Source organism: Bradyrhizobium sp. CCBAU 45394, assembly GCF_028128655.1.
Lineage (GTDB): Bacteria > Pseudomonadota > Alphaproteobacteria > Rhizobiales > Xanthobacteraceae > Bradyrhizobium > Bradyrhizobium diazoefficiens.
The window spans coordinates 1-25,366 of sequence record NZ_LBIX01000162.1; the positions used below are offsets into that span (position 1 = coordinate 1).

The 25,366-nt window shown below is 58.5% G+C and carries 20 protein-coding genes and 2 pseudogenes; 11 read left to right on the forward strand and 11 right to left on the reverse strand.

Annotated features, from left to right (window positions below; all coding sequences use genetic code 11):
• Positions 1–221: 221 nt before the first annotated feature.
• The gene (locus tag WN73_RS20085) at positions 222–1,772 is read right to left on the reverse strand and encodes a winged helix-turn-helix domain-containing protein (protein ID WP_271554529.1); all 1,551 of its coding nucleotides are present in this window, start codon (positions 1,770–1,772) and stop codon (positions 222–224) included.
• A gap of 275 nt (positions 1,773–2,047) precedes the next feature.
• On the opposite strand from WN73_RS20085, the gene WN73_RS20090 reads away from it, so the two are divergent.
• Together WN73_RS20090 and WN73_RS20095 are read left to right on the forward strand one after the other, a co-directional pair.
• Entirely contained in the window at positions 2,048–2,173 is a 126-nt protein-coding gene (locus WN73_RS20090) for a DUF1127 domain-containing protein (RefSeq protein ID WP_271554595.1), read from the forward strand.
• A 516-nt stretch (positions 2,174–2,689) separates the two neighbouring features.
• Complete coding sequence (locus WN73_RS20095; RefSeq protein WP_271554530.1) at positions 2,690–4,963, forward strand: alkaline phosphatase D family protein; 2,274 nt, start codon at positions 2,690–2,692, stop codon at positions 4,961–4,963.
• A 435-nt stretch (positions 4,964–5,398) separates the two neighbouring features.
• Here WN73_RS20095 and WN73_RS20100 read toward each other — a convergent pair whose 3' ends face one another.
• The 3 genes from WN73_RS20100 to WN73_RS20110 all read right to left on the reverse strand — a co-directional run bounded on the left by WN73_RS20100 (position 5,399) and on the right by WN73_RS20110 (position 10,489).
• Positions 5,399–7,138 (reverse strand): adenylate/guanylate cyclase domain-containing protein, encoded by a 1,740-nt coding sequence (locus WN73_RS20100; protein ID WP_271554531.1) that lies wholly within the window; start codon positions 7,136–7,138, stop codon positions 5,399–5,401.
• Positions 7,139–7,418: 280 nt separating this feature from the next.
• On the reverse strand, positions 7,419–8,789 hold the full coding sequence (locus tag WN73_RS20105) for an IS1182 family transposase (protein ID WP_271554532.1): 1,371 nt from the start codon (positions 8,787–8,789) through the stop codon (positions 7,419–7,421).
• 140 nt (positions 8,790–8,929) lie between these two features.
• The gene (locus WN73_RS20110) at positions 8,930–10,489 is read right to left on the reverse strand and encodes a winged helix-turn-helix domain-containing tetratricopeptide repeat protein (RefSeq protein ID WP_271554533.1); all 1,560 of its coding nucleotides are present in this window, start codon (positions 10,487–10,489) and stop codon (positions 8,930–8,932) included.
• A 157-nt stretch (positions 10,490–10,646) separates the two neighbouring features.
• On the opposite strand from WN73_RS20110, the gene WN73_RS20115 reads away from it, so the two are divergent.
• Together WN73_RS20115 and WN73_RS20120 are read left to right on the forward strand one after the other, a co-directional pair.
• Positions 10,647–11,369, forward strand: a complete 723-nt coding sequence (locus tag WN73_RS20115) for a hypothetical protein (protein WP_271554534.1) — start codon at positions 10,647–10,649, stop codon at positions 11,367–11,369.
• Positions 11,370–11,499: 130 nt separating this feature from the next.
• A complete protein-coding gene (locus tag WN73_RS20120) occupies positions 11,500–11,823 on the forward strand; it encodes a hypothetical protein (protein WP_246776337.1) in 324 nt (107 codons plus the stop codon).
• A gap of 108 nt (positions 11,824–11,931) precedes the next feature.
• Here WN73_RS20120 and WN73_RS20125 read toward each other — a convergent pair whose 3' ends face one another.
• Both WN73_RS20125 and WN73_RS20130 read right to left on the reverse strand, forming a co-directional pair.
• Positions 11,932–12,948: a tetratricopeptide repeat protein gene (locus tag WN73_RS20125; protein WP_271554536.1), complete on the reverse strand. Its 1,017-nt coding sequence runs from the start codon at positions 12,946–12,948 to the stop codon at positions 11,932–11,934.
• Positions 12,949–13,006: 58 nt separating this feature from the next.
• The gene (locus tag WN73_RS20130; RefSeq protein ID WP_271554537.1) at positions 13,007–13,534 is read right to left on the reverse strand and encodes a winged helix-turn-helix domain-containing protein; all 528 of its coding nucleotides are present in this window, start codon (positions 13,532–13,534) and stop codon (positions 13,007–13,009) included.
• 232 nt (positions 13,535–13,766) lie between these two features.
• Between WN73_RS20130 and WN73_RS20135 the strand changes: the two genes are divergently transcribed.
• Positions 13,767–13,937, forward strand: coding sequence for a DUF1127 domain-containing protein (locus tag WN73_RS20135; protein WP_246776518.1), 171 nt, complete (start codon positions 13,767–13,769; stop codon positions 13,935–13,937).
• 164 nt (positions 13,938–14,101) lie between these two features.
• Here WN73_RS20135 and WN73_RS20140 read toward each other — a convergent pair whose 3' ends face one another.
• From WN73_RS20140 to WN73_RS20150, 3 genes and pseudogenes are all read right to left on the reverse strand, one after another.
• Complete coding sequence (locus tag WN73_RS20140; protein ID WP_271554539.1) at positions 14,102–15,076, reverse strand: ArdC family protein; 975 nt, start codon at positions 15,074–15,076, stop codon at positions 14,102–14,104.
• 671 nt (positions 15,077–15,747) lie between these two features.
• The gene (locus tag WN73_RS20145; protein WP_271554540.1) at positions 15,748–15,873 is read right to left on the reverse strand and encodes a hypothetical protein; all 126 of its coding nucleotides are present in this window, start codon (positions 15,871–15,873) and stop codon (positions 15,748–15,750) included.
• A 237-nt stretch (positions 15,874–16,110) separates the two neighbouring features.
• Positions 16,111–17,668: pseudogene (locus tag WN73_RS20150) on the reverse strand (ISL3 family transposase).
• 196 nt (positions 17,669–17,864) lie between these two features.
• On the opposite strand from WN73_RS20150, the pseudogene WN73_RS20155 reads away from it, so the two are divergent.
• From WN73_RS20155 to WN73_RS20160, 3 genes and pseudogenes are all read left to right on the forward strand, one after another.
• A pseudogene (locus WN73_RS20155) lies at positions 17,865–18,749 on the forward strand (IS110 family transposase).
• 338 nt (positions 18,750–19,087) lie between these two features.
• Positions 19,088–19,498, forward strand: coding sequence for a serine hydrolase domain-containing protein (locus WN73_RS44725; RefSeq protein WP_442870119.1), 411 nt, complete (start codon positions 19,088–19,090; stop codon positions 19,496–19,498).
• Positions 19,425–19,952, forward strand: coding sequence for a serine hydrolase (locus WN73_RS20160; protein WP_271554541.1), 528 nt, complete (start codon positions 19,425–19,427; stop codon positions 19,950–19,952). Before WN73_RS44725 ends, WN73_RS20160 begins: the two co-directional genes overlap by 74 nt.
• Before the next feature lie 328 nt (positions 19,953–20,280).
• Here WN73_RS20160 and mobF read toward each other — a convergent pair whose 3' ends face one another.
• Positions 20,281–23,124, reverse strand: coding sequence for a MobF family relaxase (gene mobF, locus WN73_RS20165; RefSeq protein WP_271554542.1), 2,844 nt, complete (start codon positions 23,122–23,124; stop codon positions 20,281–20,283).
• Positions 23,121–23,387 (reverse strand): hypothetical protein, encoded by a 267-nt coding sequence (locus WN73_RS20170; RefSeq protein ID WP_271554544.1) that lies wholly within the window; start codon positions 23,385–23,387, stop codon positions 23,121–23,123. Before WN73_RS20170 ends, mobF begins: the two co-directional genes overlap by 4 nt.
• 242 nt (positions 23,388–23,629) lie before the next feature.
• Here WN73_RS20170 and WN73_RS20175 point away from each other — a divergent pair, with 242 nt between their 5' ends.
• From WN73_RS20175 to WN73_RS20185, 3 genes are read left to right on the forward strand one after another with little or no spacing between them, the layout of a single operon-like run.
• Positions 23,630–24,088: a hypothetical protein gene (locus WN73_RS20175; protein ID WP_271554546.1), complete on the forward strand. Its 459-nt coding sequence runs from the start codon at positions 23,630–23,632 to the stop codon at positions 24,086–24,088.
• Between the two features lie 4 nt (positions 24,089–24,092).
• On the forward strand, positions 24,093–24,812 hold the full coding sequence (locus WN73_RS20180) for a hypothetical protein (protein ID WP_271554548.1): 720 nt from the start codon (positions 24,093–24,095) through the stop codon (positions 24,810–24,812).
• Complete coding sequence (locus WN73_RS20185; RefSeq protein WP_271554550.1) at positions 24,809–25,363, forward strand: hypothetical protein; 555 nt, start codon at positions 24,809–24,811, stop codon at positions 25,361–25,363. The genes WN73_RS20180 and WN73_RS20185 overlap by 4 nt, the downstream gene beginning before the upstream one ends.
• Positions 25,364–25,366 lie beyond the last annotated feature (3 nt).

Consider the following 25,366-nt stretch of genomic DNA (forward strand, 5'->3'; position numbering starts at 1 on the left):
TGCCGAAAGCAAATCCTTGAAAAACAGCGGCGAAAACACATTCTGCCAAAGTAGTGCTAGTCTCGTGGCAACGGCCTTTATTGCCAAGACTCGACTAGAGCTGATCCGAGCGAGATTTTTGCTGTCTCTCTACTTTCGACTTTTTCAACAGTATCGGCCATAAGCGGAAATGCTTACTCGACTTAGTTTTACTTTTGCCCGAGTTGCGGAGGTTGGCGCGGTCACTCCGGCAAGCCAGCCTTTCTAAAGCCCTCTCTCATTCTCGCAATATCTTCCGAGCGACGTCGCCGCATCCTTTTCTCCACTTCGGAAATGGACAGTCCCGGGCTGATTTCAAGACCGCGCGCTATAGCCTCTCTCGCCCGATCCATGGCTCCAGTTAGGGCGCTACTTGCTGCGACAATGGCGAGTGCCCAAAGATGATTAGGCATATCGCGCAAACAACGTTCAGCAGCCGACAGTGCCAGATCGTAGCGGCCCGCAAAGAAATGGGCGCCGGCGATGCCGCCATGCACGGCCCAGATGAGTGGATCAAATGGACTGAGGCGCTCGGCGTGTGCGAAGTGTTCGATCGCCACGTCGGGTTCGCCATTAATCATTCGCACCCAACCACCGAGAAACCAAGCGGTCACAAGGTTTGGATTGAGCACAAGAGCCCGACTGGTCAAGGCCACACCCGCGTCGAAGTCGCCGGCAATCGAAGCCAGCACGAAACCCGAGGCACTGAGTGCTGTCGCATCATCCGTGCCCAATCTTGCCGCAAGCCGCGCCAAGCGCACTGCTTCGCGCGCCTCATCCTCGTGGGCCGTCCAAGGCGAAAGGATATCGTAGCACCATGCGGCCATCGCATAGGCTGCTGCAAAGGCAGGGTCAATTTGGCTCGCCTTTTTGAAGAGCGCCAAGGCTTCGGCAAGGGATTTCTTGCTCCCGTGATGGAGGCTTGCCATTCCGCGCAAGTAGTAGTCGTACGCGTGAAGACTTTCGGTCGGCTTGCGCTTTGCCCGCTCGATCTCAGCCTCTTCCAGCTTTGGCGAGATGGCGCCCACGATCAAAGTGGACAATTTGTCCTGAAGATCGAAGATGTCCTCTAATGCCGCGTCGAAGCGATCCGCCCAAATATGTGCACCGGTGCTTGTATCGACCAGCTGGCCGGTGATGCGCACCCGCTTCGCTGATTTGCGGATGCTACCTTCCAACACGTAGCGCACCCCCAGCTCACGCCCGATTTGCTTTACGTCGATGGAGCGCCCCTTATATGTAAAACTCGAGTTGCGGGCGATGACGAACAATGCCTTGAAACGAGATAGTGCGGTGATGATGTCTTCCACCATGCCGTCAGCAAAGTAATCCTGTTCTGGGTCGCCACTCATGTTCTCAAATGGCAGCACGGCGATGGAGGGCTTGTGGGGAAGCGCAAGACGGGTCTCGGGCGCATCGCGCGGATTTGGGGCCGCAACTTTTCGCGCTTCTTGCACCTGTGCGACGAAACGGAAGCCCTTGCGCTGAAGCGTCTTGATGATGCGCTGCTCCTCACCGGTATCGCCGATCGCAACGCGGACAGCGTTCAGGCGGGTCGTAAGCGCAGCATCGGACACAATGCGACCGTTCCAAACCGCGTTTATGAGCTCGTCCTTGCTGACGACGCGCTCCCTGTTTCGGATCAGGTATTCGAGGAGGTCGAACACCTGTGGGGCGATAGCAACGACCTGTGCCCCGCGATGAAGTTCGCGCCGGTCGGTGTCGAATGCGTACTCCTCGAAAAGATAGCGCAAGCTGCCAATCCCTTAGGCTGTTCCGATCATCGGGCCCTAGCAACACTTGGAACACAAAGAATAAGCTCCCGGTAAGGAAAATGTAAGCAGCACGTCAAGCGAACTCGCCGGGCTCTTGGCACCTTGTCTGGGTGGAAACAATGCACCCAGGGATGCTGCAATGAGCGTGATTTACCGTACAGCGGGCTTGCCCAGACGACCACATCACAGCGACGAGATTCCAGACCTTCAAGAGTTTTTGGGACGCGTATCAAGACTGGCGGAAATGGGAGCGGCTGCGGAGCGACCTTTGCAACCTAAGTGATCGGGAGCTAATGGATATCGGGATTTCGCGTGGTGAGGTCGACTACGTCGCCACGAACCGAGATGCCGACCCGCGAGGCTTCCGATCCGCCGTATGATGTCGATGTCTGGCAGCGGTGGACGGTCGGAATTGGGAACGGCCAGCCGGGTTGTGGCGCAGATGCCGACTTCCGGTATGGGTCACACTCAGACCCGCAGTCCTCTCAACAGCACTTCCCGACTACCCCCGACACCGGACATCGCGCTGCAATGCGCAAATTGACGCGATCGGCCAAAATCTGCCGTGGCGGCCCGATAGCGCGACTTCTGGTCGAATAACGGACATCGTCGGACCCACCCGGTACGTCTGGGGACTATTCGCCGCAGCGATACCGCCGTCCGAACTTGAAGTTGCCACCACGCTTTTGTCTACGATCACAATTGAGTTGCCCGATCGGCATCAAAGGTCGTAAATTACCACCGTAGCACTCCTGATCAGAGGAGAATGCAATGCATCTACGATGGGTCGCGGGCAGTGTGTAGCGCTCATCCAGGCGTGCCAGCCGAGATCAGAACTGACGGAGACGCGCGACAATCAACGATGTGGATCTGCTGACAGCTTATGAGGTCTTACGATGAAGACTCTTTGCAAGCGTCCCGATGACATTGATTTCGTTACTCCTGATTTCTCAAGCTGGAGCGCAGCACTTGATGCGTTCAGTTTCGGCAGCCACCAGTGCGCAATACAGGCTGAGCCACCAGGAGCGCCGAGCACAACAGCGTTTCCAGATGGCGTCTCGTCGGGCGACGTCACTCAGAGCTCAGCAGTCCTTTGGACCCGAGCGGTCGAGATTGGGCGTCTGATCTTCCAGATCTCGACGGATCCTTCCTTTCATCATGCGCAAGGCGCGCGGGTCACCGTGGCCGACCCACTGGTGCCGGTGAAGGTTGAATTCGACCATCTCAAATCAGGTCAACACTACTTCTATCGTGTGATCGATTCGTCCGGCGATATAATCGAAGGCAGCTTTACGACCGCCAGCGCACTTGGCACCCACAATGGATTCCACTTCGCGATCGTCGCCGACCAACAAGGTGAACTCGCACCATTCGCCCCGATCAAGAATGCTGCAGCGGCGAACCTAGATCTGGTGGTGAAGCTCGGAGACACGGTCTACGCCGACCTACCGCCGGCGGCCAGCGCGCTGAATGAATTTCGGCTCAAGCATGACCAGGTCTACAGTAGCCATTTCGGCCACGACTATCTGGCCGACTTGCAAGCCCATGTGCCGATCCTGGCCACGATCGATGATCATGAGGTCGTCAATGATTTTGCCGGCGGCGCGCCACCTAGCACGGATCCGCAGTTCATCGGTCAGCCGGGTGATTTCATCAATGAAACGCCGCTGTATTCGAACGGTCTGCAGGCATTCAACGAGTACAACGCGATCAAGACCCGAATATATAGTGGTACTGGCGAGGACCGCTTTGACGGCGCGCCCGATCTCTATCGCTACAACACCTATGGTTCCGATGCGGCGGTCATTCTGACCGATGAGCGCAGTTTCCGCGATGCTGAGCTGCCGGCGCCGACAAATCCAATTGACCCAACCCAGGTTGCGCAATTCCTCACAGCCTCGCTCGATCCAAGCCGCACCCTTCTCGGTGATGTCCAGTTAGAGCGCCTTGAGCAAGACCTTCTTGACGCGCGCGACAACGGCATCACCTGGAAATTTGTTATGTTGGGGGAGCCGATCCAGAACTTCGGTCCGACCCTCGGTGCTGGCGATCGTTACGAAGGGTATGCGGCCGAGCGCGGCAGGCTCTTGAAGTTTATCGATGACAATCACATCGAGAACGTGGTGTTCGTATCCTCTGACATGCACTGGACCTCGGTCAACAATCTGACCTATCAGGAGACGCTCGGTGGTCCGCAGGTTGCGAGCAGCGCGTTTGAGGTCGCCACCACTGCTTTGGGAGCCACGTCGTTTGCACCGTTGCTGCCTCAGATCGCTCTTCAGCTCGGCTTGATTACCCCGCAGCAGCTCGCACTTTACAATAGCTTGCCGAACGCGCCGGATACTGACAGCATCCCCAATGACAAGGACGACTTCGTTAAATCGATCATCAATGGATATATGATCAAGCTGGGCTACGATCCGATCGGCCTCGAGAGCGGCGGCGCGATCCATGCTACGCTTTTGAAGGGTGATTATTTCGTCGGACACGACTTCGGCTGGACCGACTTCAACATAGATCTTGCAGGACACTTGCTCGTGACAACCTGGGGTATGCCGTACTTCAGTGCCCAGGACCTCGCCGCCAACCCGGATCAGGTCCTGGCGCAGGATCCGACCATCGTCAGCCAATTCGAGGTGACGCCGACTTCAAGCTCGATTATCGGCACGGACAAGAGCGACGCACTGCGCGGAACTAAAGGGGCCGACGTCATCATCGGTGCCGGTGGCAACGACGTGATCGAGGGCAATGGCGGCAACGATTATCTGGATGGTGGAAAAGGCAACGACATCATCTACGGCGGTGAGGGAGACGACCGCATTTTCGGCCGCGGGGGTAACGACATCCTTTATGGCCAGAACGGCAGCGATAGGATCGACGGCGGTACGGGTAACGACCTTCTTTTAGGCGGATCCGGCAACGATACCTTTGTCTTCTCCAAGAACCCTGGATCCGACGTCATCGTCGGTTTCGTGGCTGCGGGCGCCGACCACGATGTGATCGAGTTCAGCAAGTCGGCATTTGCCGACTGGGCAGCTCTTCAGGGCGTTATTCGGGACGGACCGCAAGGGACGATCATCACAGTCGGTGAACACGACACGATCACACTTGCCGGCGTCACCTCCGCGGAGCTGATTGCCAACCATGCGAACACCTTCCACTTCGTATGAATTGAGATATATCCCGCGTTGCTGCTTGCAGGGATAGGTCACCTGCAGGCAACAAGCGAAGGCGGGCTTACTCTGGCAATCCGGCTTTCCGAAGCGCCTCGATCAACAGCTTCATGTCGGGTTCGGGTCAGAGGCGGCCCTTCGTATCCAAATGACCTTGGTCGGGCCACTTCCTAATGAAGCTGACATCCCCGAACCGTGCAAGTCAGCCACGGGGCCAAAAGCAGTTGTTAGCAGTCGCGCGCTTGGTCGAGGTCCCTTCGCCCCTTAAAAGGCCGCATAGAGCGACCCGCTGCACCGGGTATAGGCGGAGCGGATGTAAAAATAAAACGATGGAAGCGAAAAGACACAGCTGCACGCGCCGGCCCGGCGGAACATGCGCGGCCGTTGCCGCGGAAAAGAGTTCTTCTTGCTCGATTTCACACCGGGAAGGTCCTATTCCGGCAATCCAAGACGGTCTATCGCTTCTTCCAATCTCGCTCTGTGCATGAAATTGCGAGTAGGCTCGACGAATATCCTCTTCAGATCGGAGCTGCGCAACTTTGGAAATTGAACTCGAATAGTAGGATCTCCCTCGATGATCCACCGGAAGAGCCAAGCGTACAAATCGTTTGGAGCGCGGGCTAACAGCTTCTTAGTCTCTTCTACAGCTTCCTCGTCGCGTCCAAGCCCCCACAGCGCGCAAACCCTGCCTCTCATCGAGATGAAGACGGTCCAATCGTCAAAGGGGTTAAGCCTGATGGCGCGATTGAAAGCCTCTAGACCACGTTCTACTTCGGCGACTTCTGCGATGCTCAGACTGATCCATCCGCGGACATTCCAGGCACTCGACAGGTTGGGATTGATCGCCAATGCACGATCCGCATACTCGGAGCCGCGCTTGATATCTCCAGCCAGGTAGGTGATGAACAGAGCGGCCCATGACAAAACGAACGCGTTCTTTGGCTCCAGAGCAAGAGCACGATCATTGAGCTGCAAGACTTCGGCCCGCTCATCATTTGTAAGCGGCAAACCTCCATGTTGCGGCCGCCAAAACAAGCACGAAGCGACCCTCATATGCGCCAGCCCAAATTCTGGATTGAGTTGGATTGCTCTGCGGAACAGCGGTAAAGCTTCTTCACTCGCTTCGGCTGTATGCTGCGCATACAGTGCTAGACCGCGCAAATAGTAGTCATAGGCATCCCAGCTTTCAGGCGGCTTGCGCTTGGCGCGTTCAATTTCCGCGTCGAGCAGCCGAGGGGCAATTGCACCGACTACGCTGACCGCGATTTTATCCTGCAAGTCAAATGCGTCTAGAAGCTGCCCCTCGAACTTGTCAGCCCACAAATGAGTGCCTGTCTTTGCGTCGATCAATTGCCCCGTTATTCGGAGCCGTTGACCGGACTTCCGAACACTGCCTTCGAGCACGTAACGCACACCAAGCTCGCTTCCGACCTTCTTGATGTCCACGGCCGTGCCCTTGTACGTGAATGACGAGTTTCTGGAGATGACAAACAGGTTTTTGAACCGTGAAAGCTCCGTGATGATCTCTTCCACCATCCCATCGGCAAAGTACTCCTGGTCAGGATCGCCGCTCATGTTCTGAAACGGAAGTACCGCTATGGAAGGCTTGTCGGGCAGCCGAGGAACGGCACTTAGCTCCTCCCTCAGTGCGCCTACTCTGTCCGCGCGGACAGCGTAGGCGCGAACCGGCTTGCTGATGTTCTTGAACTGCTGTTCGCCCCGGTCCTCGAAGCCAACGTCCAGCTTGCCCTCGATCTCGCTGTACACCTTCTCGGAAATCAGGATGCCGCCAGGATCGGCGCCCCCCTCCAGCCTGACAGCAATGTTGATGCCGTCGCCAAAAAGATCGCCGTCAGCCCCGACGATAACCTCCCCGAGATTGATCCCGATGCGTAGGTTAAGAGAGCTCCGGCCTGACGCGATGCCTTCCTGTATCTCCACTGCGCACTGCACTGCAGCCGACGGACTTGCGAATTCGGCCAACGCGCCGTCACCCGTGGTCTTAATCAGCCGCCCGCCGTGGCGAGCGAGGCCAGGCTCGATTACCTCGCACTTCAGCCGCTCGAACTCGGCATACGTAGCTTCCTCAGCGCGCTGCATCAACGCAGAGTAGCCGACCACGTCAGCGGCCAAGATCGCCGCCAGTCGCCTTTGAACCCGCTGCTCGGTCACAGCGCCCTCCAAACGGCCAGACTAAATAAGCCACTAGGGCGGGAGCCTAGCAGTTTTGCTGACCACCTGTGAGCGGTAATCGCGGGAGGTCGATTACCTCAAGTGGCATATTGCCGAGCCTAGCGCACGGGCTGCATTCCTTTCCATCGCCCTCGCGCCCATGTCGGGTTAGGGCCGATTTTGTTGCAAAAGTCGGCTGCAATGGATTTGGCTGGGCCCTTCGTTGAGCCGCGCTCTGAAGCGCTGGCCCTGACGCATTTTACGCAACTTCGACGCTACGCTACGCGCTGCGCAGAGCCTGAGCCGGTGGGGGTCGTGCGACCAGCGATGCAAACCGCCTCAGATTCTGGGCGATGGCGGCTAGAACAAACTCATCCTGGGCACCTTGCGGGCCCCGCAATCGGAGCCGACCAAGCTTCAGGATGCGCTTCAAGCGTGCGAAGTTCATCTCGATCTTCTTGCGCTGATGCCGGGAGAACTCGAAGCCCTCGGTGCCAGCGATCGACCGGGCAACGTCTCGGGCATGCTCATGGATATCGCGCGGGATCTTGCGTGATGGTTCCTTTGGGCAGCACTGCGGTTTGAGGGGGCATACATCGCAGTCGAGCTTGCTTGCACGATACAGAAGGGTCTTGCCCTCGTGCACGGTACCGCTCGTCCCAAGCCGCTTACCACCCGGGCAGTGGTAAACGTCGCCGGTCGGATCATATCGAAAGTCGCTCCGCGAGAAGGTGCCATCATCGCGCTTCGACTTATCGAACACAGGGATATGCGGCGCGATGCCCTTCTCCTCGACCAGCCAGTTCAGCATCGGAGCCGCTCCGTAAGCGGTATCCCCGACAAGTCGCTCTGGCTTGAGACCGAAGCGTTCCTCGGTCCGTTCGATCATGGTCTTTGCTGCACCGACCTCGGCCTGGCGAATGGCGCGGGAGGCCTCGACATCAACGATGACGCCGAACTTCACGTCGATGAGATAGTTGTCGGAGTACGCGAAGAATGCCGGCCCCTTGTGAGCGCCGGTCCACTGCGCTGCCGGATCGGATGGCGAGACAAACTTCGGGACGACATCGCTGGCGGCGCCCCACGCCGGATCGTCGAGGGTTGCCAAATACTCCTTCACCGCGCGGCTAGACCTGGCCGGATCGCGATCCCTGCGCCAGTCCTGACCTGCGATCGAGCGCTGCTTGTTCGCGTCGGCCGCAATCAGGCTCGCATCGACTGCAAATCCTTCGCCACCAACCAGACCGGCGGCAATGCATGTCTCGACAACCCGTTCGAACACGCGGCGGAGAACATCTCCACCGCGGAAGCGCTCGTTGCGGGCCCGCGAGAACGCCGAATGATCCGGGACGGCGTCCTCGATACCGAGCTTGCAGAACCAGCGATAGGCGAGGTTCACCTGCACTTCACGGCAGATCAGCCGTTCCGAGCGGATCGCAAAGACATACCCCACGACCAGCATCCGGATCATCAGTTCCGGATCAATCGACGGGCGCCCCAGCGACGAATAGTGAGATGCTAGTTCACCGCGAAGCCAGGATAGATCGAGAGCAGCATCGATCTTCCGCACCAGATGATCTTCAGGAATAGCGTCGCCAAGACGAAACTCGTAGAACAGTTGACCTTGGTCACTATTCAGACGGCCCATCATGGATCGACCTCGCCGAGATTCGCGTCAACACAACGGAATCACGCTTCGTGACTTGTCTCAACCGACTTTTGCAACAAAATCGGCCATTAGCTGACTCGCGCATCGCAGCGAGGCCCGTCTCGCCAGCGCGTGCTCACGGTTCATTCTGGTAACCCCGCTTTTCGCAGACCCTCAATAATCAGCTTTGAGCTTTTGGGGACCCGGGCGATATGCGCCGATATTGTAAAGGCGGGATCGATCTCAAGCACACGCGCCGCCGCGACGTGCGCCTCAGCGTCGCGTCCGAGATGGGCGAAGGCGGAAGCGAGGCCGCGGTGAGCTGGCATAAAGGAGGGATTTAGACGCACGACTTTCTTCAATGCGACGATTGCCTCCTCAAAACGCCGAAGTCCCATGAGGGCATGCGCAATGCCAAGAAACGTCATGTGCAGCAGCGGATCTACCGGGCTCATGCGAATGGCACGTTCAAAGCTTTGTATCGCTTCCTCCGGCAGGCCGACCATTGTATAGACCCAGCCTCTGTTGTTCCAAGTGCGCCATGAATTTGGGTTGAGCAGCACGGCCCTGTCAGCCATTTCGATCTCGGATTCACTGTCGCCGACCATGCCCGCCGAGATTACGGCAACCCTTGACAAGGTGTCTGGATCACCATCATCGATCCTCAATGCCAAATGAGCGAGCCGAACTGCTTCCTTGCAGTCGAACTGAGGATCGTTGGCATAGCCTAACGCGACGTTGCTCGCATGGCAGTCGCCTGCCAGAGCCGCTGCAGACCCGAACCTTGGTTCTAGCTCCAGAGCGCGGTGAGCCAGCCTGATCGCCTCGGCCAAACTTTCGCGGCTCGTCAGGTAATACTGTTGCATGGATCGGAGAAACAAGTCATAGGCGGTGAGGTTCTCTGGTCGCCTCCGTGTCGCCATTTCAATCTCTGTTTGAAGCATCTTTGGTTGAACAGCCGAGACAACAGCGACGGTTACTTCGTCCTGGAGAGCAAAGACGTCGGTAAGGTCACGCTCAAACCTGTCCGCCCATAGATGCGCGCCTGTAGCTGCATCGATCAGCTGCCCTGCGATGCGAACTTTTCCCGACGCCTTCCGCACAGACCCCTCGAGGACATAGCGCACACCGAGCCGACGCCCGACTTCCTTGATATCGACGGCTTTGCCTTTGAAGGTGAAACTCGAGTGACGTGCGATAACGAACAGAGACTTAAACCGCGACAGCGCGGTGATGATTTCTTCCACCATGCCCTCCGCAAAATATTCCTGCTCGGGATCGCCGCTCATGTTCTCAAACGGCAGCACGGCGATGGAAGGCTTGTCGGGGAGTGCAAGATCGGGTTTTTGAAGTTCTACTTGATCGTCGGCGACTGCTGCGCCTGCCGGTTCCTTCACTTCCCGGACTGCTCCGACGAAACGGAAGCCCTTGCGCGGTAGTGTTTTTATGAAGCGCTGTTCCTCGCCGGAATCGCCGATTGCAGTCCGGGCGGCATTCAGGCGAGTTGTCAGCGCTGCGTCGGATACGCTGCGCCCATTCCAAATGACTTTGATGATGTCGTCCTTGCTGACAACTCGCTCCCTGTTGCGGATCAGGTAATCAAGCAGATCGAACACCTGTGGTGCGACAGGGACGAGCTCCCCCTCGCGATGCAGCTCGCGCCGATCGGTGTGGAAGACGTACTCCTCAAACAGATAGCGCAACTTCCTTCCCCGTTGCCAGTCTCGGAGCGACGCTGCGCCCCTGCGCCAGTCGGAATGAAGAGAATAAGCCGCCGATAAGGAAAATGTAAGCCGCTCGTAAAGCCTACCGAACCGCGCTTTGGCAGTCTAGGCGGCGAGAAACGTAGCGGAGGCGACGATGAGTGCGACCTACGAGTCCAGGAGAATGCGACGGGCCGCTGCATTTGCACAACGGAGTGCCACTCTACTTGTCTGCGGTGCGCTTGTCATCGCCTGCGCCAACGCTGCTGAAGCCCAATGCTCTGCGCAGGATGTCCTGCGCAATCACTTGGCGCTCAAGGGGGCTCCGCCAGCCCGCGACACCCGGACGTCATTCAGCTCCGCCGCCGAGGTTCCTTTCTGGAAGAGGATTACTGTCGGGACCTTTAGGGATTTGGCCGCTCTTCGGGGCGCGATGAGTGCACTGGGCTGCGGTGTTGGGAGCTCGGCTGACGAGATTATCGGAAGACCGGCCTTTACCCTCAGCGGGAAGAAAGCCGAGGTCGAGCTTGTTGCCGTGTCGCCAGCCGAACTTGGCTTTGAGGGCAAAACGGCAGCGCTGCGGGACGTCTATGCGCGCGCACAATTGCTGGGCCTTCTGCTTGCGCCCGCCGAAATCGCAGCGCAGCTAAGACTTCAGTATCTGGACCAGCCGATCGGCGAATTCCTTATCCTGGCGATGGAGCCGATCAGGACATGGGCTGGTGAACCGGTCATCCTAACAGTGGCGAATGGTGGAGCGGGCCTCATTCTGATCGGGCAGGACGGCCAAGACGGTTTGGACCTGCCGGTGAGGTCGCGTTTTGTATTCGTTCGCCCTGGTACACCCGGCCCTCCACAGGCAGCGGCATTTGCTCCATAGCCAGAAGTAAAAGCGATTTTGTCGGACTTCCATTTTCCGCATATCGCAGGGTGAGGAAGCAGATCGGCGCATAGTGCGCTTGCAGCCTCGTAGAGAGGAACGAATGTCCGCGAGAATACATGCAGCGCTGATGCTTGGCCTGATTGCGTTGGCGACACCGGTGCTCGCCCGTGATGACGGGCGCTACGCCAAGTCGCCGCTGAAGCCATGGTTCGAGAGCTTGCACAGCGAGTTTGGGCAGTGCTGTACGGATGCCGATGGATACATCGTCTTCGACGCCGATTGGGAATCCGACCGTGGCCATTACCGCGTCCGCATCGAAGGTGAGTGGGTCGTGGTTCCTGAGGGCGCCGTCCTAAAGCAACCGAACCGCGCCGGTCCGACTATGGTATGGAAGCACTACATCGATGGCCATCCGCGCGTTCGCTGCTTTCTGCCCGGCAGCATGATCTGAGAACGTACGCCGGAATTCCATGCAGGGAGTCCGGGTCGCGGCGTTCTGAATGACCGTGCTTGAGCCAGTGAACTCGTGGCTTTGCAATTCAGAGGAATTGCAATGAGATCAGCACTTCCCGAACAGCCGCATGCAATTAGGGGGGAGACCCATGATGCGGCAAGCTATCGTTATTTTTTCGAGAGGTTTCGGCTGGTAAAATCTAGCGAGCTTGGGAACGAGCGTAGAGAGGCGCACAGCCGGCCTCGCTTCTATTAGGCGTGCACCGATCACTCCGGCTTCCTCGACCCTGCCAGACATTGCGTGGCAAGCCGCTAGAATAAACTGTGCGTTGAGATAGTTGGGCCGGTGCAGCACAGCCAACTTGGCCCATGATGAACCGTCTTCGTATCGATCTGTCAAAAAATGAGCAAACGCTATTCCGGTCTGCATCAGAAAAAGAAACGGATCCATAGGGCTTAAACGCACGCCGGCATGGAACTGTTTGAGCCCCTCCTCAACATTGCCGCGCCGTATGTGTTCCCAGCCGATACTATATCGTGCAACAGCCAAATTTGAATTGAGCTCATGCGCCTGGAAAACAAGGGTCGTGCCCTCGTCGAGCTCATACAGTACGCCGGCAATAGCCTGCCCGACCCTCACAAGGACAGTTGGATCTTCCTTATCGAGCTCAATTGCGCGCCTCGCCAGCCGTCGGGTCTCATCGCGTTCCTGATCCGCATCGACCGTCCAGCCGAAGACCTTTCGTTGCAGGCAGCAATAAGCGCCCAGCGCGTATGCTGCGGCCAACCCGGGATCGATCTCGACGGCAAGCCGAGTCAGTCTGAGGGCTTCAATGTTTTGTTCGCGAGTGAATTGATAGAAGCTTGAGAGTGCACGAAGATAGTAATCGTAGGCCTGAAGATTTTCGGTTGGCTTGCGTTTTGCGCGCTCTATCTCGGCCCGCTCCAATTGAGGAACGAGTGCGCCAATCACGCTACCCGTCACTTGGTCCTGCAGATCGAAGATATCACTGAGTTGGCTGTCGAAGCGGTCCGCCCAGAGGTGGGCACCCGTCGTGGCCTCGATCAACTTTCCGGAAATGCGAACCCGGTCGCCGGATCTGCGCACGCTGCCTTCGAGCACGTACCGAACGCCTAGCTCGCGCCCGACCTGCCTAATGTCGATAGGCTTGCTCTTATAGCTAAAAGTAGATTGTCGCGCGATGACGAACAGCGATTTTGGACCGTGAAAGGCCGGTGATGATGTCCTCGACCATGCCATCGGCGAAATACTCCTGCTCTGGATCCGAGCTCAGGTTGGTGAATGGGAGAACGGCGAGCGACGGCTTGTCGGGAAGTGTGAGGGCAGGTTTGGCGGTCTCCCTTTGGAATTCGTTTACTGCCACCGTGGGGGCTCTGTCGGCTTCCTGCACCGTACCGATAAAGCGATAGCCCTTCCTCGGCAGCGTCTTGATCAGACGCTGGCGCTCTCCGGAATCGCCAATCGCGGATCGAGCTGCATTTAGCCGGGTCGTCAGCGCGGCATCGGACACGAACCGTCCCTTGCAAATGGCGGTGATGAGCTCGTCCTTGCCAACTACGCGCTCGCGGTTGCGAATGAGATAGTCGAGCAGGTCAAAGGTCTGTGGCGCCAGGGCAACGACGTTTGTGTCGCGGTATAGCTCGCGGCGGCCGGAATCTAGTTCAAGATCTTCGAAGAGATAGCGCAAGATGCGAAATCCCTCTAGGCGGTCGCCGGTTAAAGGCGGCAACAATTCGGAGGTAAAGAATAAGCTGCCCATAAGGAAAATGTAAGCAGCACGTCAAGCGTGTTGGGCCAAATCTTGGCAGCTTATCTGGGTGGAAACAAGGCACCCGAGGATGCTGCAAATGAGCACGATTTACCAGGCAACGGGCTTGGTCCAGACGACCGTAGCGCAGCGAGGCAACGTGGGTGCGTTCATGAATTGTTGGACCGCCTTTAAGGAATGGCGAAAATGGGAGCGGCTGCGGCGCGATCTTTGCAACCTGAGTGATCGGGAGCTGATGGATATGGGCATTACGTATTCCGAGATCGATTACGTGACCTCAAACCGAACTACGAACCCGCGAGGTATACCATCGGCCGAATGATGTCGACCGACGGCAGCGATGGACAGTCCCTCGGAAACAGGCCGACGCGAGCCGCGTCGCGGCCCAGACACCGACTTCCGGTATGGGTCACACTGGTAGTGCTCTGAACGAGCGAAATAGTTCTGCTTCGCTCTCAAAACCGGACATCCGCGAATTTATGCGCCCTAGTCGGGGTGGCTCTTGCCGGCAAGCCAATCGACTGCTTTCTGCGCCGAGGCAGCGGCGGTAAAGATTGCCCGCTTGTCGGATTTGAGCACAGCCAACCAGCTGGCGAGATAGCAGGCATGGTCTGGCCTCGGTTCCAGCGCAATGCCAAGATCAGCGCAAAGGAACGCAGTCCCGATCTCAGCGACGAGTTCTTCGCGCGCGTAAGCGTTGTCTCCGAAGCGTTTGCCCAAATCACGGTCGCAGCGATGCTTTGGCGACGTCCAATGGATGAGTTCGTGAAGCAACGTCGCATAGTAGCCTTCGGCCGCGCTCGACGTAGGCGTATCGATGAACTGACGATAAGGCGGCATTTCGATACGGTCGGCTGACGGAAGATAGCAGGCACGGTTGCCTTTGTGGACGATCTTGGCTGTGGTGGCGGTGATAAAGGCATCGACACTGTCGATCCTCGTTGACATGGGTTCGCGGGCCGGGACCGCCGCGGGCTGCGCGGGAAGGCCTTCTATCTGCTCGATGTTGAAGACCGTGTACGCACGGAGCAGCGGAATACGGTGGATGGCCTCTTCGCCTGTTACAGGATCGTCCTCGGCGCGTTCAATGGCTTTGGCATAGACGACGGTCGCGCCCTGCTCACCTTTACGGACTTGAGCACCCAGCGCCTGGGCCTGGCGATACGTCATCCAAGTTGCCGACGAGTAGCCGTGGGTGATTGCTTCGGACCACAGGATGAGAACATTGACGCCTCGATATGGTGTGCCGTCGTGGCGCAGAGGGCGGGCTGATGCGGCCTGCCTTGACGACGGGGTCCAAGGCTTAGTCCAACTGCGCGTGCCCTGCTCAAGGTCGCGGATGATTTTGTCGGTGACGCGCTGATAGATGTCTACGCGCCGCTTCTTACTGGAGTTTGCGCTGGTTGAAGTAGCTCTGGCATGCCTGGATGATTGGGCTTGGTGTGGCCGATTGGTCGCCATGATCGTCTCTTCGTTTACCGTCGGGCCTGCGTGATTGCGGCCTCGATGGCGGTGATTGCGCCGGGAGGCGATCGATCTGCACCGGAGGCTGGAGCGCAGCGCAGGACGGCGACGGGATGGCTATTTTGACTTCCGCGAGGAGCCGCATGGCGGCGGGGAAAATAGCCCGACCAGCCGTTGCGGGAAGCGATCGGGGCCGCAGGCCCTCTAACTCCCGGCGATACCGTCCATCATTAGAGGCCCAACATCTCGTGCCCGATGTCTCGAAACGGGTAGCATTGGCGGCGAACGGTTCACTTGGCGCACATCCCAGAATGCGAACGCGTTGGAATACTCAACGCGAGTTAGATCCGGCCGCAATCGACAAAGATCGCCATCGACTCCTCTCCGCGATGTGTCGCGTCGCGCGACCACGGCAGCCGAACGCCGAGGCCGGCGCCATCCGTTCGAAGGCGATCCCGGTGATCCTGAATGGTAACGGCGAGGTTTAGACTTGGATGAGCGCACGGGCCGAGCAGGCTCTGAAACTGCAGTGGTCAACCACTCCGCCGGACGGTGCGCGTTGTCGCCCGCGGGAAGATCAGGCCGCGCCTAAGTCAGTCGCTGTCTTCGCACTGCTTGTCCACGACCGCTGAACTCTCCACGACCTTGCCGTCGCGGCTGAGCGGGACTTACGCCGCCCTGCGGACCTCAGCGTCGGTGACTTCGATGAACTGCGGCATCGTGTCGGGGTACTCGCCGGCGTGCTCTCTGGTCTCAACGCGGTAGCCCTCGAAGCGCATGTCGCTGCCGTCCATGGCCCCATCCTGCAGCCGTTTCTTGGCGGCATCGGCGGCAGGTCGGGATCGGCCGCATTCCGGGGCGAAGAACTCCAGGAAGGCCGACCTCGATCGAGAAGGCGCCTGAGTTCGTCGACGGCGTCGCCGCGCCGTTCGAGCTCCTCCACCGCGGCGACGACCTCGTCGCGATCGAGAACGTCGAGTGTCAATCGGCGTTCACATTTGGCTCTGACGCAATTTTGATGCAGCCCCACTCTATTCTGCGCCGATTAGTCTGGCCTGAAGCAGATCGAGTTTGCCGCGGCCGTACATTTGCCGTCTGACGAGTTTGAGGCGGGTGATCTGACCTTCAGTCTGTCCGTTGGACCAGGGCGATGTAATTGCCGCACGAACCGCCGCTTCATCAATCGTAACGCCGCGGGCGAATGAGGCAACGAGACTGGCCGCGAGCGCGTTCGATCCATGGCGACAGCTCGGCGGCCGCTCCGCGCCGGATCATCAGGTGGAATTGGGCTACGATCTCTCGAGCTTCGACAAGGGTGGGAACGCCAGCCTCGACGGCGGCGACAGTGATCGTCTCTGCTTTCGAAAGCGTATCCCGTCCGACCGTCATGAGGCGAGCGATTGTTCTGGCCGATGGGATCCGATGAAGACTTTCGACATCAACCTTTTCGGACCGCCGTCTCCGTGTCGTCCATTCACCCACAACGCGAAGGGAGCCTCGGAAGCCGCGTGCTTTTAAACGGCGCCAAAGTTCAGCGCCGTTTCGGCAACCGGCCTCCCATTGGTCGTCGAGCCATGGCAGATGCTGATCGAGTGAACTCTGCCGGGTCCGGAAGACATCGTGGCGTTCGCCCCGGATCACCTGTCGCACCAGCTTCCTGCTATGGCCGGTCTGGCGCACGATCTGCTTGATCGGCGTTCCGCCTTTCGACAGGACCAAGATGCTTGCGTTGGTCTCTTCGCGGCGGAGATAGCCCTCGTATTGTAGGCGCTCGGCCGCGGTGAGCAGTTTGGGATTGATTGTCGTCGCCCCGATTGCGCTGCGGATCTGGCGCATCGATTTGCGAACGGCGTCGAGGAAAGCCCGACTGGCGTTCTCCATCAGATGCCAGCGATCTGCGACCTGTACCGCGTGCGGCAGGGCCTTTGCCGCAGCTTCACCATATCCTCCACCGCGATCACGCGCTACGATCGCGATCGTGGGATGAGCAGCGAGCCAGGCTTGGGCAGTTGCCGGCTCACGGTCCGGCAGCAGCGTGACTACCCGGCGCCTTTCCAGATTGCAGACGATGCTGGCGTATCGGTGGTTGCGCCGCCAAGCCCAATCATCAATGCCAATAACCCTGAGCGGATCAGCCGGCGGGCGGGTACGGCGTCGGGCCACGCGCAGGAGCGTATCCTTGCTCACCGGCAGCATCAGCCGTTTTGCGAAGCCTGCTGCCGGTCGTCCGCCCAACGCCAGACCGAGGTGATGGACGATAGAATCCAGCCTCGCTGTGCGTCGCGCCGAAGGAGCCAGGCCCCCTTCGGCGAAGCGCTCAGTGAAGACTTGGCGCCCGCACAGGACGGCGTCGCAGCGGAAGCGTCGGGCGATCACCAGGAGCTGTACGATCCGCCCTGAGAGCGGCAGATCGCTTACGCGTCGCCGATAGCGGCTATGGATACGTCGGGAAACCGTTCCGCAGGATGGACACAGGCCAACGCTTCTGGACGCCCGGACCGCAATGACGGCCTTATCACCATCGTAAAACGCACTCTCTACAACAAACCCACTCGGCACCAGACTGGAGCGCTGGAGTGCCTGCTGCATGGCGCTGGTTCTCCTTCAATCAAAGCGCTAGGCAGACCCCAAACTGCATCAAAAGTGAGTCAGAGCCAATTTTGGACGCCGATCCCCCGGCTTAGGGGGTCAATATTGCAGACGATGACGTAATTGCGGTCGGCGCCCGCGGCTCGAAAGGTCCGCTATCTTCAAGCCTTCCGCAATCTTACGAATCGGAGGGGCTATGAAGCAATATGTTGGGCTGGATGTCTCGCAGAAAGAAACGTCAGTATGCGTGGTCGACGAGGTGGGTCAGGTCTTGTTCGAGGGAAAGGCCAAGTCCGACCCCGGGGCGCTCACGACACTGCTTCGCAGGCGAGCTCCACACGCCGAGCGCATCGGATTTGAGACCGGGGCGATGGCGAGTTGGCTGTGGCACGAGCTTCGTAGGGTTGATCTTCCAGTGGTCTGTATCGACGCTCGACATGCGCACGCGGCTTTGTCAGTGCGCATGAACAAAAGCGATCAGAACGATGCTCGAGGTCTGGCCGAACTGGTACAGGTTGGCTGGTATCGAGAAGTCAAGGTCAAGAGTGAGGAAAGTCAGAAGATCCGTGCGATACTCGTGGCGAGATCCCGGCTCGTGGCCATTCGTCGAGATATCGAGAACCAGGTCCGCAGTCTCATCAAAGAATACGGCTTGCTGTTCCCCCGTGCGAGTCGGATGAGACGACGCGTCGCCTAATGACCGTTCCTGGTGTTGGCGTGGTGACTGCCTTGACGTTCCGGCATACGATCGATGATCCATCGCGCTTCCGATCGGCATCAAGCGTCGGCGCCTATCTGGGTCTTACACCGCGGCGCAGCCAATCTGGCGAAACGGACATCAACGGCAAGATATCCCGATGGGACGACCGTCTGCTCCGGACTTACCTGTTCGAGGCGGCGACGGTGCTGCTTTATCGCACCAAAAAATGGTCTTCTCTCAAGGCTTGGGGAATAAAGCTTGCCAACCGAATTGGCATGAGAAAGGCAAAAGGTCGCCATCGCGCGCAAGATCGCCGTGATCCTCCACTGCGTCTGGGTCGATGGCACACCGTTCAATTGGGGTCAGGCGAAGGAAGCCTGATCCTATTTATTAGCTCCTGGTCCGGTCCGCCGGACTGGCGATGTCCCGCTGGGACGGTGGGTTGTGACGACCTCGTTCATTCGGCTGGTGGCGGCTTGACCGTACCCCGCTGCAGACGTTGAGGCGTCCGCCCCGGACATCATCATGAGGCGCTACGCGACCTCGGAAAGGACCATGACCCAGCGATGGCATCAGGCCCAACGACGCCAAACCTCGGACTGGCATCGTCATCACCCGCGCTCGCCCTGTCTACGCAATGGCGAGCTCCCACAGGCCGAGCGCTACCGCCTTCAAGAAAGGAGACACCACTTGACATCACACCGCAATTAAAGGGCCGAATGACAGGCGGCGGGACGACGATTGCGCAGCAACTTGTCGTCGACGTGACGGGAACGCCGTTTCCCGAGCTGATGCGGAAGCTCGTCTTGGAGCCGGTTGGATTGACGGATAGCAGCTTCGAACAGCCTCTGCCGCCTCCTTTTGCCAAACGAGCGGCGAGAGGCCACCCCTTGAACGGCACCGAAATAGAAGGTGGCTACCACGTTTATCCCGAAATGGCAGCCGCGGGGCCCTGGACCACGGCCGCCGATCTTACGGCGCTGGGCGTTGAGATGATGCGGTCTTTACTCGGCGATGTTTCCAAACTCGGCCTCGCGCCCGAAACGGTGAGAAAGCATGCTTCGTCCTCAGTTGCCGGACCAGGAGATCGGGCAGGAATTTGTGGGACTTGGTTGGTTTTGCGCAGGTAAAGAGCAGCACTTTCGGTTCTTCCATCACGGCTGGGATCATGGTTACGTAGCCACAATGCTGATGCTGCCGGCCATTGGCAAAGGCGTGGTTGTGATGCTGAATTCCAATCAAGGCTCTGTGTTGCGGAGCGAGATCGTGGCTGCAGTAGGACGTGAGTATGGCTGGCCAGTGCTCCAAGATGTTCCGCAGATCAGCGAGGTTGTACCTGACCTCCCGTATGCCGGAACCTATGAGAGCGTGAACCGCACGATAGGCGTGAGGCAGCAGCGACACCACCATCTCATCGAGTTTGCCGATCAACGGGCGCTTGCGGCGTATCCTGCAGTCACCGGGGAATTTGTCGCGAGAGCGCTTAACTTGCGGCTACGATTTTCCGGCGATGAGAGCGGAAGACCATCCGAACTGACGGTTGTCACTGGTAATAAGACCGAATTGTTCAAGCGCGCCGATTAAGACCCATTGTTGTGCGTATGGCTTCGGGTGCTGATCCAATGTCCCGACGGTTCAAAAACGGGTGTCCGGCCTATCGTTCCGCTGGTTCGGTCTATCCATATAGCAAGATGCGGCAACCATCACGCGGAAGGCAACTGCGTGCCACAAGAGGACATATGAAATTGAATAGAGGCCGGCCCCCTAACGGCTAAGCACTTGGTCGAGGCAACCAACCCCTTCCTCGTTAATGATACGGCGAAACAAGCCGGGTGGAACGGCGCCCACATCGGCAAGATCACCTGGCAAGACCGCGCCCGGCTTAGGACTAGCCCAGTCAAGTAGGATCACGTCAGCGCCCGCGGTCCAGTTCGCGAGTTGCCGCGCGGTCTTGGGCTCTGAGATCTATGCCGTCCTTGATCGCCTGAATAATCTGGCGTACGCGTTGCGCAATATCTTGCCTGATGTGACGCGCCCCGTCGATCAACCGCCAAACGGGAATGCTGAGAGCGCTGCCAGCTGACAATTCGCGCGAGGCCTCCAACATCCGGCGTGCTGCCCGTGCAACTCGACCGACATTGAGTGTCCCCACCTCCGGTCGCAGTCGAAGTTGTCCGGTCCGTGCGAATTCAACGCGATCGTCGACGAAATCTACAACGTTCACTTTTTCGGCGTAACATGTGGCTTCGTGGAAAAGCCGCTCACGAATTGCAGCCTCCCCTGGGACCATGCGCGGGTCGAGATAGTGCTTCGCTACAGCAGCCTCAAGCCGATCGCGCTCGGCGACAACGTAAGCATCGATCCTATGTCGCGTAAGTCCGACATAAACCTCCCTTGCGTCCGTCGGCTTCGCCACGTACAGCACGGCGGCAGCGGACGTTCGGCCTTGCACTGAATACGCCGTGCCTGCATAGGCCAGCGAAATACGCGGCGGCCTAGGTGGGCCTTCGGCGCGCTCGCGAGCCAGAGATCCCCATTCCGTTTCGATCGTGCGCCCGTCGTCGAGCCGAACGGCGACCTTCACATCAGAATTGTCTCGCGCCACGCGCTCGATTGTACCACGGGTTCCGTTGCGAATGCGGAATCGGGGAAGATTTTCACTGAACCGTATGAGGTCACCTTGGGCAAGATCAATCGTGCCAACCTTCTTGTCACGGCCAACGGCAGGGAGAGGTAAATCCTCACCAACTAGACGGCCTTCAGAACGGAGGACAGCGCGCGCCGCTCTATTGAGAGCTGCTGCATCAGAATTCCGGCGTGTTACGATCAAAACATCATCACCATGCGCATGGCGATAGCTGCTCCACATTTCGATCACCCGAGCTTGCGCCTTGGCTTCGCCAGACACAACTTCGAGCTTCCGATGCTGCGCGTAGGCACGCAGACCCGCGTCCGAATCACCTCTGGCCATCACCATCGATGCCGCGCGCTGCCAGTCCACCGTTTGTCGACGCACTTGCGATAAAACTGCACCACGCGCAATCACATCGGAAATCGCTTTCAGCGCGCTGCCTCCTGGCACGGCCTGAAGCTGACGCCGATCTCCGAGACACACAATCTTCGCGTGTGCATCATGAGCCACCCTTAAGACCGTCTCTAGATCCCGCACGCCGGCCAAGCCGGTCTCATCGATGACAATCAGTGTATTGGCACCGATCTCAGATCCGACTTTGCGCTCGTGGTCGTATCGCCACTTAGCGATAGCGCATGCTTCGATACCGCAAGATTTTGAAAGCTCGTCGGCCGCCACCCAAGTGGGCGTCAATCCCAAAATCTTGAGGCCGGAGCGCCGGGCAGCATCGACAAACGCTTTCGTCATCACCGTTTTCCCGGTGCCAGCCGGTGCCTCGCATATAGTCACTCCATCGCGATTGGCGGCAAACCTAATAGCATCGGCTTGTTCTTGGGACAGGTAGGGCGCGTTTGCGAGCGCCGCCTCAAGCGCATCCCGTTGAAACCAGTCCTGCTCATTGAGGCGATCCGCGGATCGCAACAGGCTTGCTTCTGCGGCAGCGATAGCTGGCGTGGTCCAGTACTCAGCTCGTCCTTCGCCCGAAAGCTTACGAAAAATTCCACGTTCCTCGTGCGACCGCAGCTCTGCCCAAACCTGATCTATGCTGATCGCGCGAATGGCCGCCTCGATGAGCGCTCCATGCACCAACTCCTTGCGGGTGATTACACTCTGGTGCCGGAAGAGCTTCGAGGCGGCAACCGCAACCGGACCCGATCCCTCGATTTCTGGAGGATCGAAATCGCGCTCTAGTGCCGGTTCGACCTCTTGGCTAGGCACGAAGTTGCGCACCGCCTCCCATGGATCGGTGCCAGTTTGCGCGAGCTCTTCTTTCCAGCGAGCCTCCAGGATCTCACCTACCGGGACTTCATCTTTTGACCCGCGCGTCGCCAACGCGGCCAATTCCTTTTGTGCGCCGGTCGCGTCCCGTCCAACAAGCTCCTCTATCTGCCGCGATCGCTTCGAGAAGGTCTCGATTACACTTTGTGGGATGCCGGCAATCTCGAATTGATTGCGTCCAGCTTCACGCAGCGGAAACCCAATAGCGGCTAAACGGTGGGCCAACGAGGCCCTGAACGCCGCGCCAAGGACGAGCTGGTGCTCGAACAATTTTTCAGGCTCAAGGGTACGATATTTTGCGTCGGATCGAGCTGTGTTTAGCAAAACGGCATGCGTATGAATGGCTCCGTCACCCTCACGCGAGGTGAAATGATCGAAACGACCGACGATAACGCCGGCGGCAGGTTCGCGGAGATATCCGCCCGCACCTAAGCGGACCTCCACAAGTCGTTCATCCACTAAGAATCTGAGAGCATCCTCAACCGCAGCACGGTGCAAGGCGTGCAAGGTAGCACGCTGCTGTTCGTCCCCAGCCATCCACAAAATGGAGAGAGATTTCGGGGCAGAAAACGTGATGTCCCATCCGGCACGATGCTTCGGTCCAGCACCGCGGACGAGTCGCTCGCCGGTGCGCGGATCAATTCCCGCGCAAAGATCTCGAAAGGTTTCCTTGTCGATCGCCGCACCGTGCCGAACGATCGTTTCGCCTGTTGTCCACCAAACGCCGCCGCCATCCCGAATATAGTATTCGTCTCGATTCCTCGGGCGGGCCTCGCGATTGGGATCGTTGACGTAGTACAAACCGGCGTCGCGGCCCGCTCCCAATGTATGTAGCGAGGCGGTCATACTTTCGGAGGCGAATACCGGCAGATACTGGACACCTCGACGCTCCTGCCAGCGGAGGCCTCGCCGACAAGGCCTGCCAGGTCCAAGAGCCCCTGGTCGACCGTGTCGAGGCGATCGAGGAGCGCGACATAGCGAAGAGCGATATCGAGGTGCTGCTCAACACATTGCGCAATCAGTTCGGCCGGCCCAATTTTCGCTGCCCGAGCGGCCTGTTCAAGCCGCTCGGAAAGCTTCGGCTCGATCTGCACCCTGTAGGTCTGCATGCGCTCTCCCAGCAATTCGCAATGATGGCAACTTGACCGCTGCCCTGCGCCGTCGCATGAGATGGGCTGCGCATCAACCCTCGATTCGCTCCCCTATTCCATCGTGGTTAGTGGATGGCAACTTTAGTGCGTGTGGTGTGCAAACCAACTTCAATGGTAATGAACTAGCAAAGTGACTAGTAACTACTAGCATGACTAGCACTGGCTAGTACGGCCCCTTACGACCTATCGTAGGGGCGTCAATGCCCCTGAATTCCAAAAAGCTCCGCCACGACGCGCTGCGCCTACAGAAGGCGCGCGGCACGTCGTCTGTCGCCCGGGAAACCACCGGCACATCAAGAGCGGTCCGCGAAGCCCTTCCGACCATCCATCAACTTCGTAAAGACGGCGTGCCCTGGGCTGTGATCGCCCAGGCTCTCGCCGAGCAGGGCGTGGTTCAGGGAAAGGATCGCATCCCTCTAACCACTCACCGTCTGACGGCGCTTGTCACCCAGATTGAGGCACAGCAGCGCAAGAAAACCCTGAAGGCCGGCCCCCGCGACAGAAGCGACACGGTCGAGCACCCTGCCGTGAAACGCCTGACCCTCTCCCCGGACTTCGTTAGCCCCGCAGACACGCGCAACGTCGCCCAGCTCGCGACAGAAGAAGACCTGAGGCGCGCGGCTCTGGAAAAACTCCAAACCGTATTGAAGAAGGAATGAATAAATGCCCCGAATTTTGCTGATCATCCAGGAAAAGGGCGGTGTTGGTAAGACGGTCTTTGCCCGTGCTCTCGCGGAGGCGGTCGACGGCGCACCGGTGTTCGAAATTGACGCGAGCCGTCGCATGCTTGAGCTTGGCGACCGTGTCAGCTTCTTCAAGATGAGGGCCACGCGAGAGGATATCGAACGATCCGGCGGCAAGGCATCGCGGGCAGAGTTCGACGCCGTCATTGACGCAATTGCGCAGACCAAGACGTCGACCGTCGTTGATGTCGGCGCGAATACCTCAATGACCTTCCTTACGATGTTGTCCGACATCGCTCCTAGCCTCAGCGATGAAGGTCTCGATTTTGGCATCTGCGTTGTCGTAACCAACGAGCCAGGCGCGCTTGCGGAGGCCCCGAAACTGCTGTCAGTTGCAAAGCCCTGGACGAAAGCACGCTTCATGATCGAGAACCGCCTGCACGGCGGTGTCGATGCAACCTGGCTCAACAAATTCAGCAACGGCGCCACGGCGACGTCGTTTGAGCACCAATCTCTGGAAGACGGGGCCGACGAGTACCTCCAGGCCGGCGGTCTCCTCATGATCGGCAAGCTCGATGCCGGCAAGCTGCGTGCAAGACATGGAATTGGCCCTGCCTTACGCATTCAGAAGGATCTTGAACGATTTCGGAAAGAGGCCATGGAGGCCGTGAGGCCCGCCGCAGAATGGTTGATTGGATGAGTGCCAACAATCAAGCACTGAATAAGAAATACAGGTCTGCCGCGAAACGGGTAGGAGATATTGAGCGGCAGCTCGAAGTAGTAAGTAAACGCCGATTGGCAGAACTCTTGAAGCAGTCGAAGGCGCACAGGCTCAACGCGTTTGATGATGCTGATTTGCTTCCAAACGAAAAGAACGAACTTCGGAAGTCGATTTTGAGCAACGGTTACGGACCGAAGTGGCAGGTCTTCGCCTGGCGGCCTGCGGCTCTGCTTCGTCGGGGGACGCAATCTGTCTCAGACCTCCTGAGAGGATTCTACGTCGCCACCATTGTCGTACCAGTAGGATACGTTTTATTCGCGGCCTGGAGCAACACAGGCCAGCTTATCGTCATCTCGAGTCCGATGACTGTGGACTGGCAGATGCCAAACGGTGAAATCCTCAGGCGCACGGTCCCGGCCGGCGAAAGTCTGGTGCTATTGAAGCGCTACGATGGATCCTTTGTCGTCCGGAAGTGGTATGCGCAAGAAGGGTACGCGACCGCCAAAGTCAATGTTGCAAATGATCGATAGAGG

Coding starts and splice junctions, on each gene's coding strand:
- WN73_RS20095 (WP_271554530.1), top strand. CDS start 2,690: ATGAAGACTCTTTGCAAGCGTCCCGATGACATTGATTTCGTTACTCCT.
- WN73_RS20105 (WP_271554532.1), bottom strand. CDS start 8,789: ATGATGGGCCGTCTGAATAGTGACCAAGGTCAACTGTTCTACGAGTTT.
- WN73_RS20115 (WP_271554534.1), top strand. CDS start 10,647: ATGAGTGCGACCTACGAGTCCAGGAGAATGCGACGGGCCGCTGCATTT.
- WN73_RS20120 (WP_246776337.1), top strand. CDS start 11,500: ATGCTTGGCCTGATTGCGTTGGCGACACCGGTGCTCGCCCGTGATGAC.
- WN73_RS20135 (WP_246776518.1), top strand. CDS start 13,767: ATGAATTGTTGGACCGCCTTTAAGGAATGGCGAAAATGGGAGCGGCTG.
- WN73_RS20140 (WP_271554539.1), bottom strand. CDS start 15,076: ATGGCGACCAATCGGCCACACCAAGCCCAATCATCCAGGCATGCCAGA.
- WN73_RS20145 (WP_271554540.1), bottom strand. CDS start 15,873: ATGGACGGCAGCGACATGCGCTTCGAGGGCTACCGCGTTGAGACCAGA.
- WN73_RS44725 (WP_442870119.1), top strand. CDS start 19,088: ATGACAGGCGGCGGGACGACGATTGCGCAGCAACTTGTCGTCGACGTG.
- WN73_RS20160 (WP_271554541.1), top strand. CDS start 19,425: ATGCTTCGTCCTCAGTTGCCGGACCAGGAGATCGGGCAGGAATTTGTG.
- mobF (WP_271554542.1), bottom strand. CDS start 23,124: ATGACCGCCTCGCTACATACATTGGGAGCGGGCCGCGACGCCGGTTTG.
- WN73_RS20170 (WP_271554544.1), bottom strand. CDS start 23,387: ATGCAGACCTACAGGGTGCAGATCGAGCCGAAGCTTTCCGAGCGGCTT.
- WN73_RS20175 (WP_271554546.1), top strand. CDS start 23,630: ATGCCCCTGAATTCCAAAAAGCTCCGCCACGACGCGCTGCGCCTACAG.
- WN73_RS20180 (WP_271554548.1), top strand. CDS start 24,093: ATGCCCCGAATTTTGCTGATCATCCAGGAAAAGGGCGGTGTTGGTAAG.
- WN73_RS20185 (WP_271554550.1), top strand. CDS start 24,809: ATGAGTGCCAACAATCAAGCACTGAATAAGAAATACAGGTCTGCCGCG.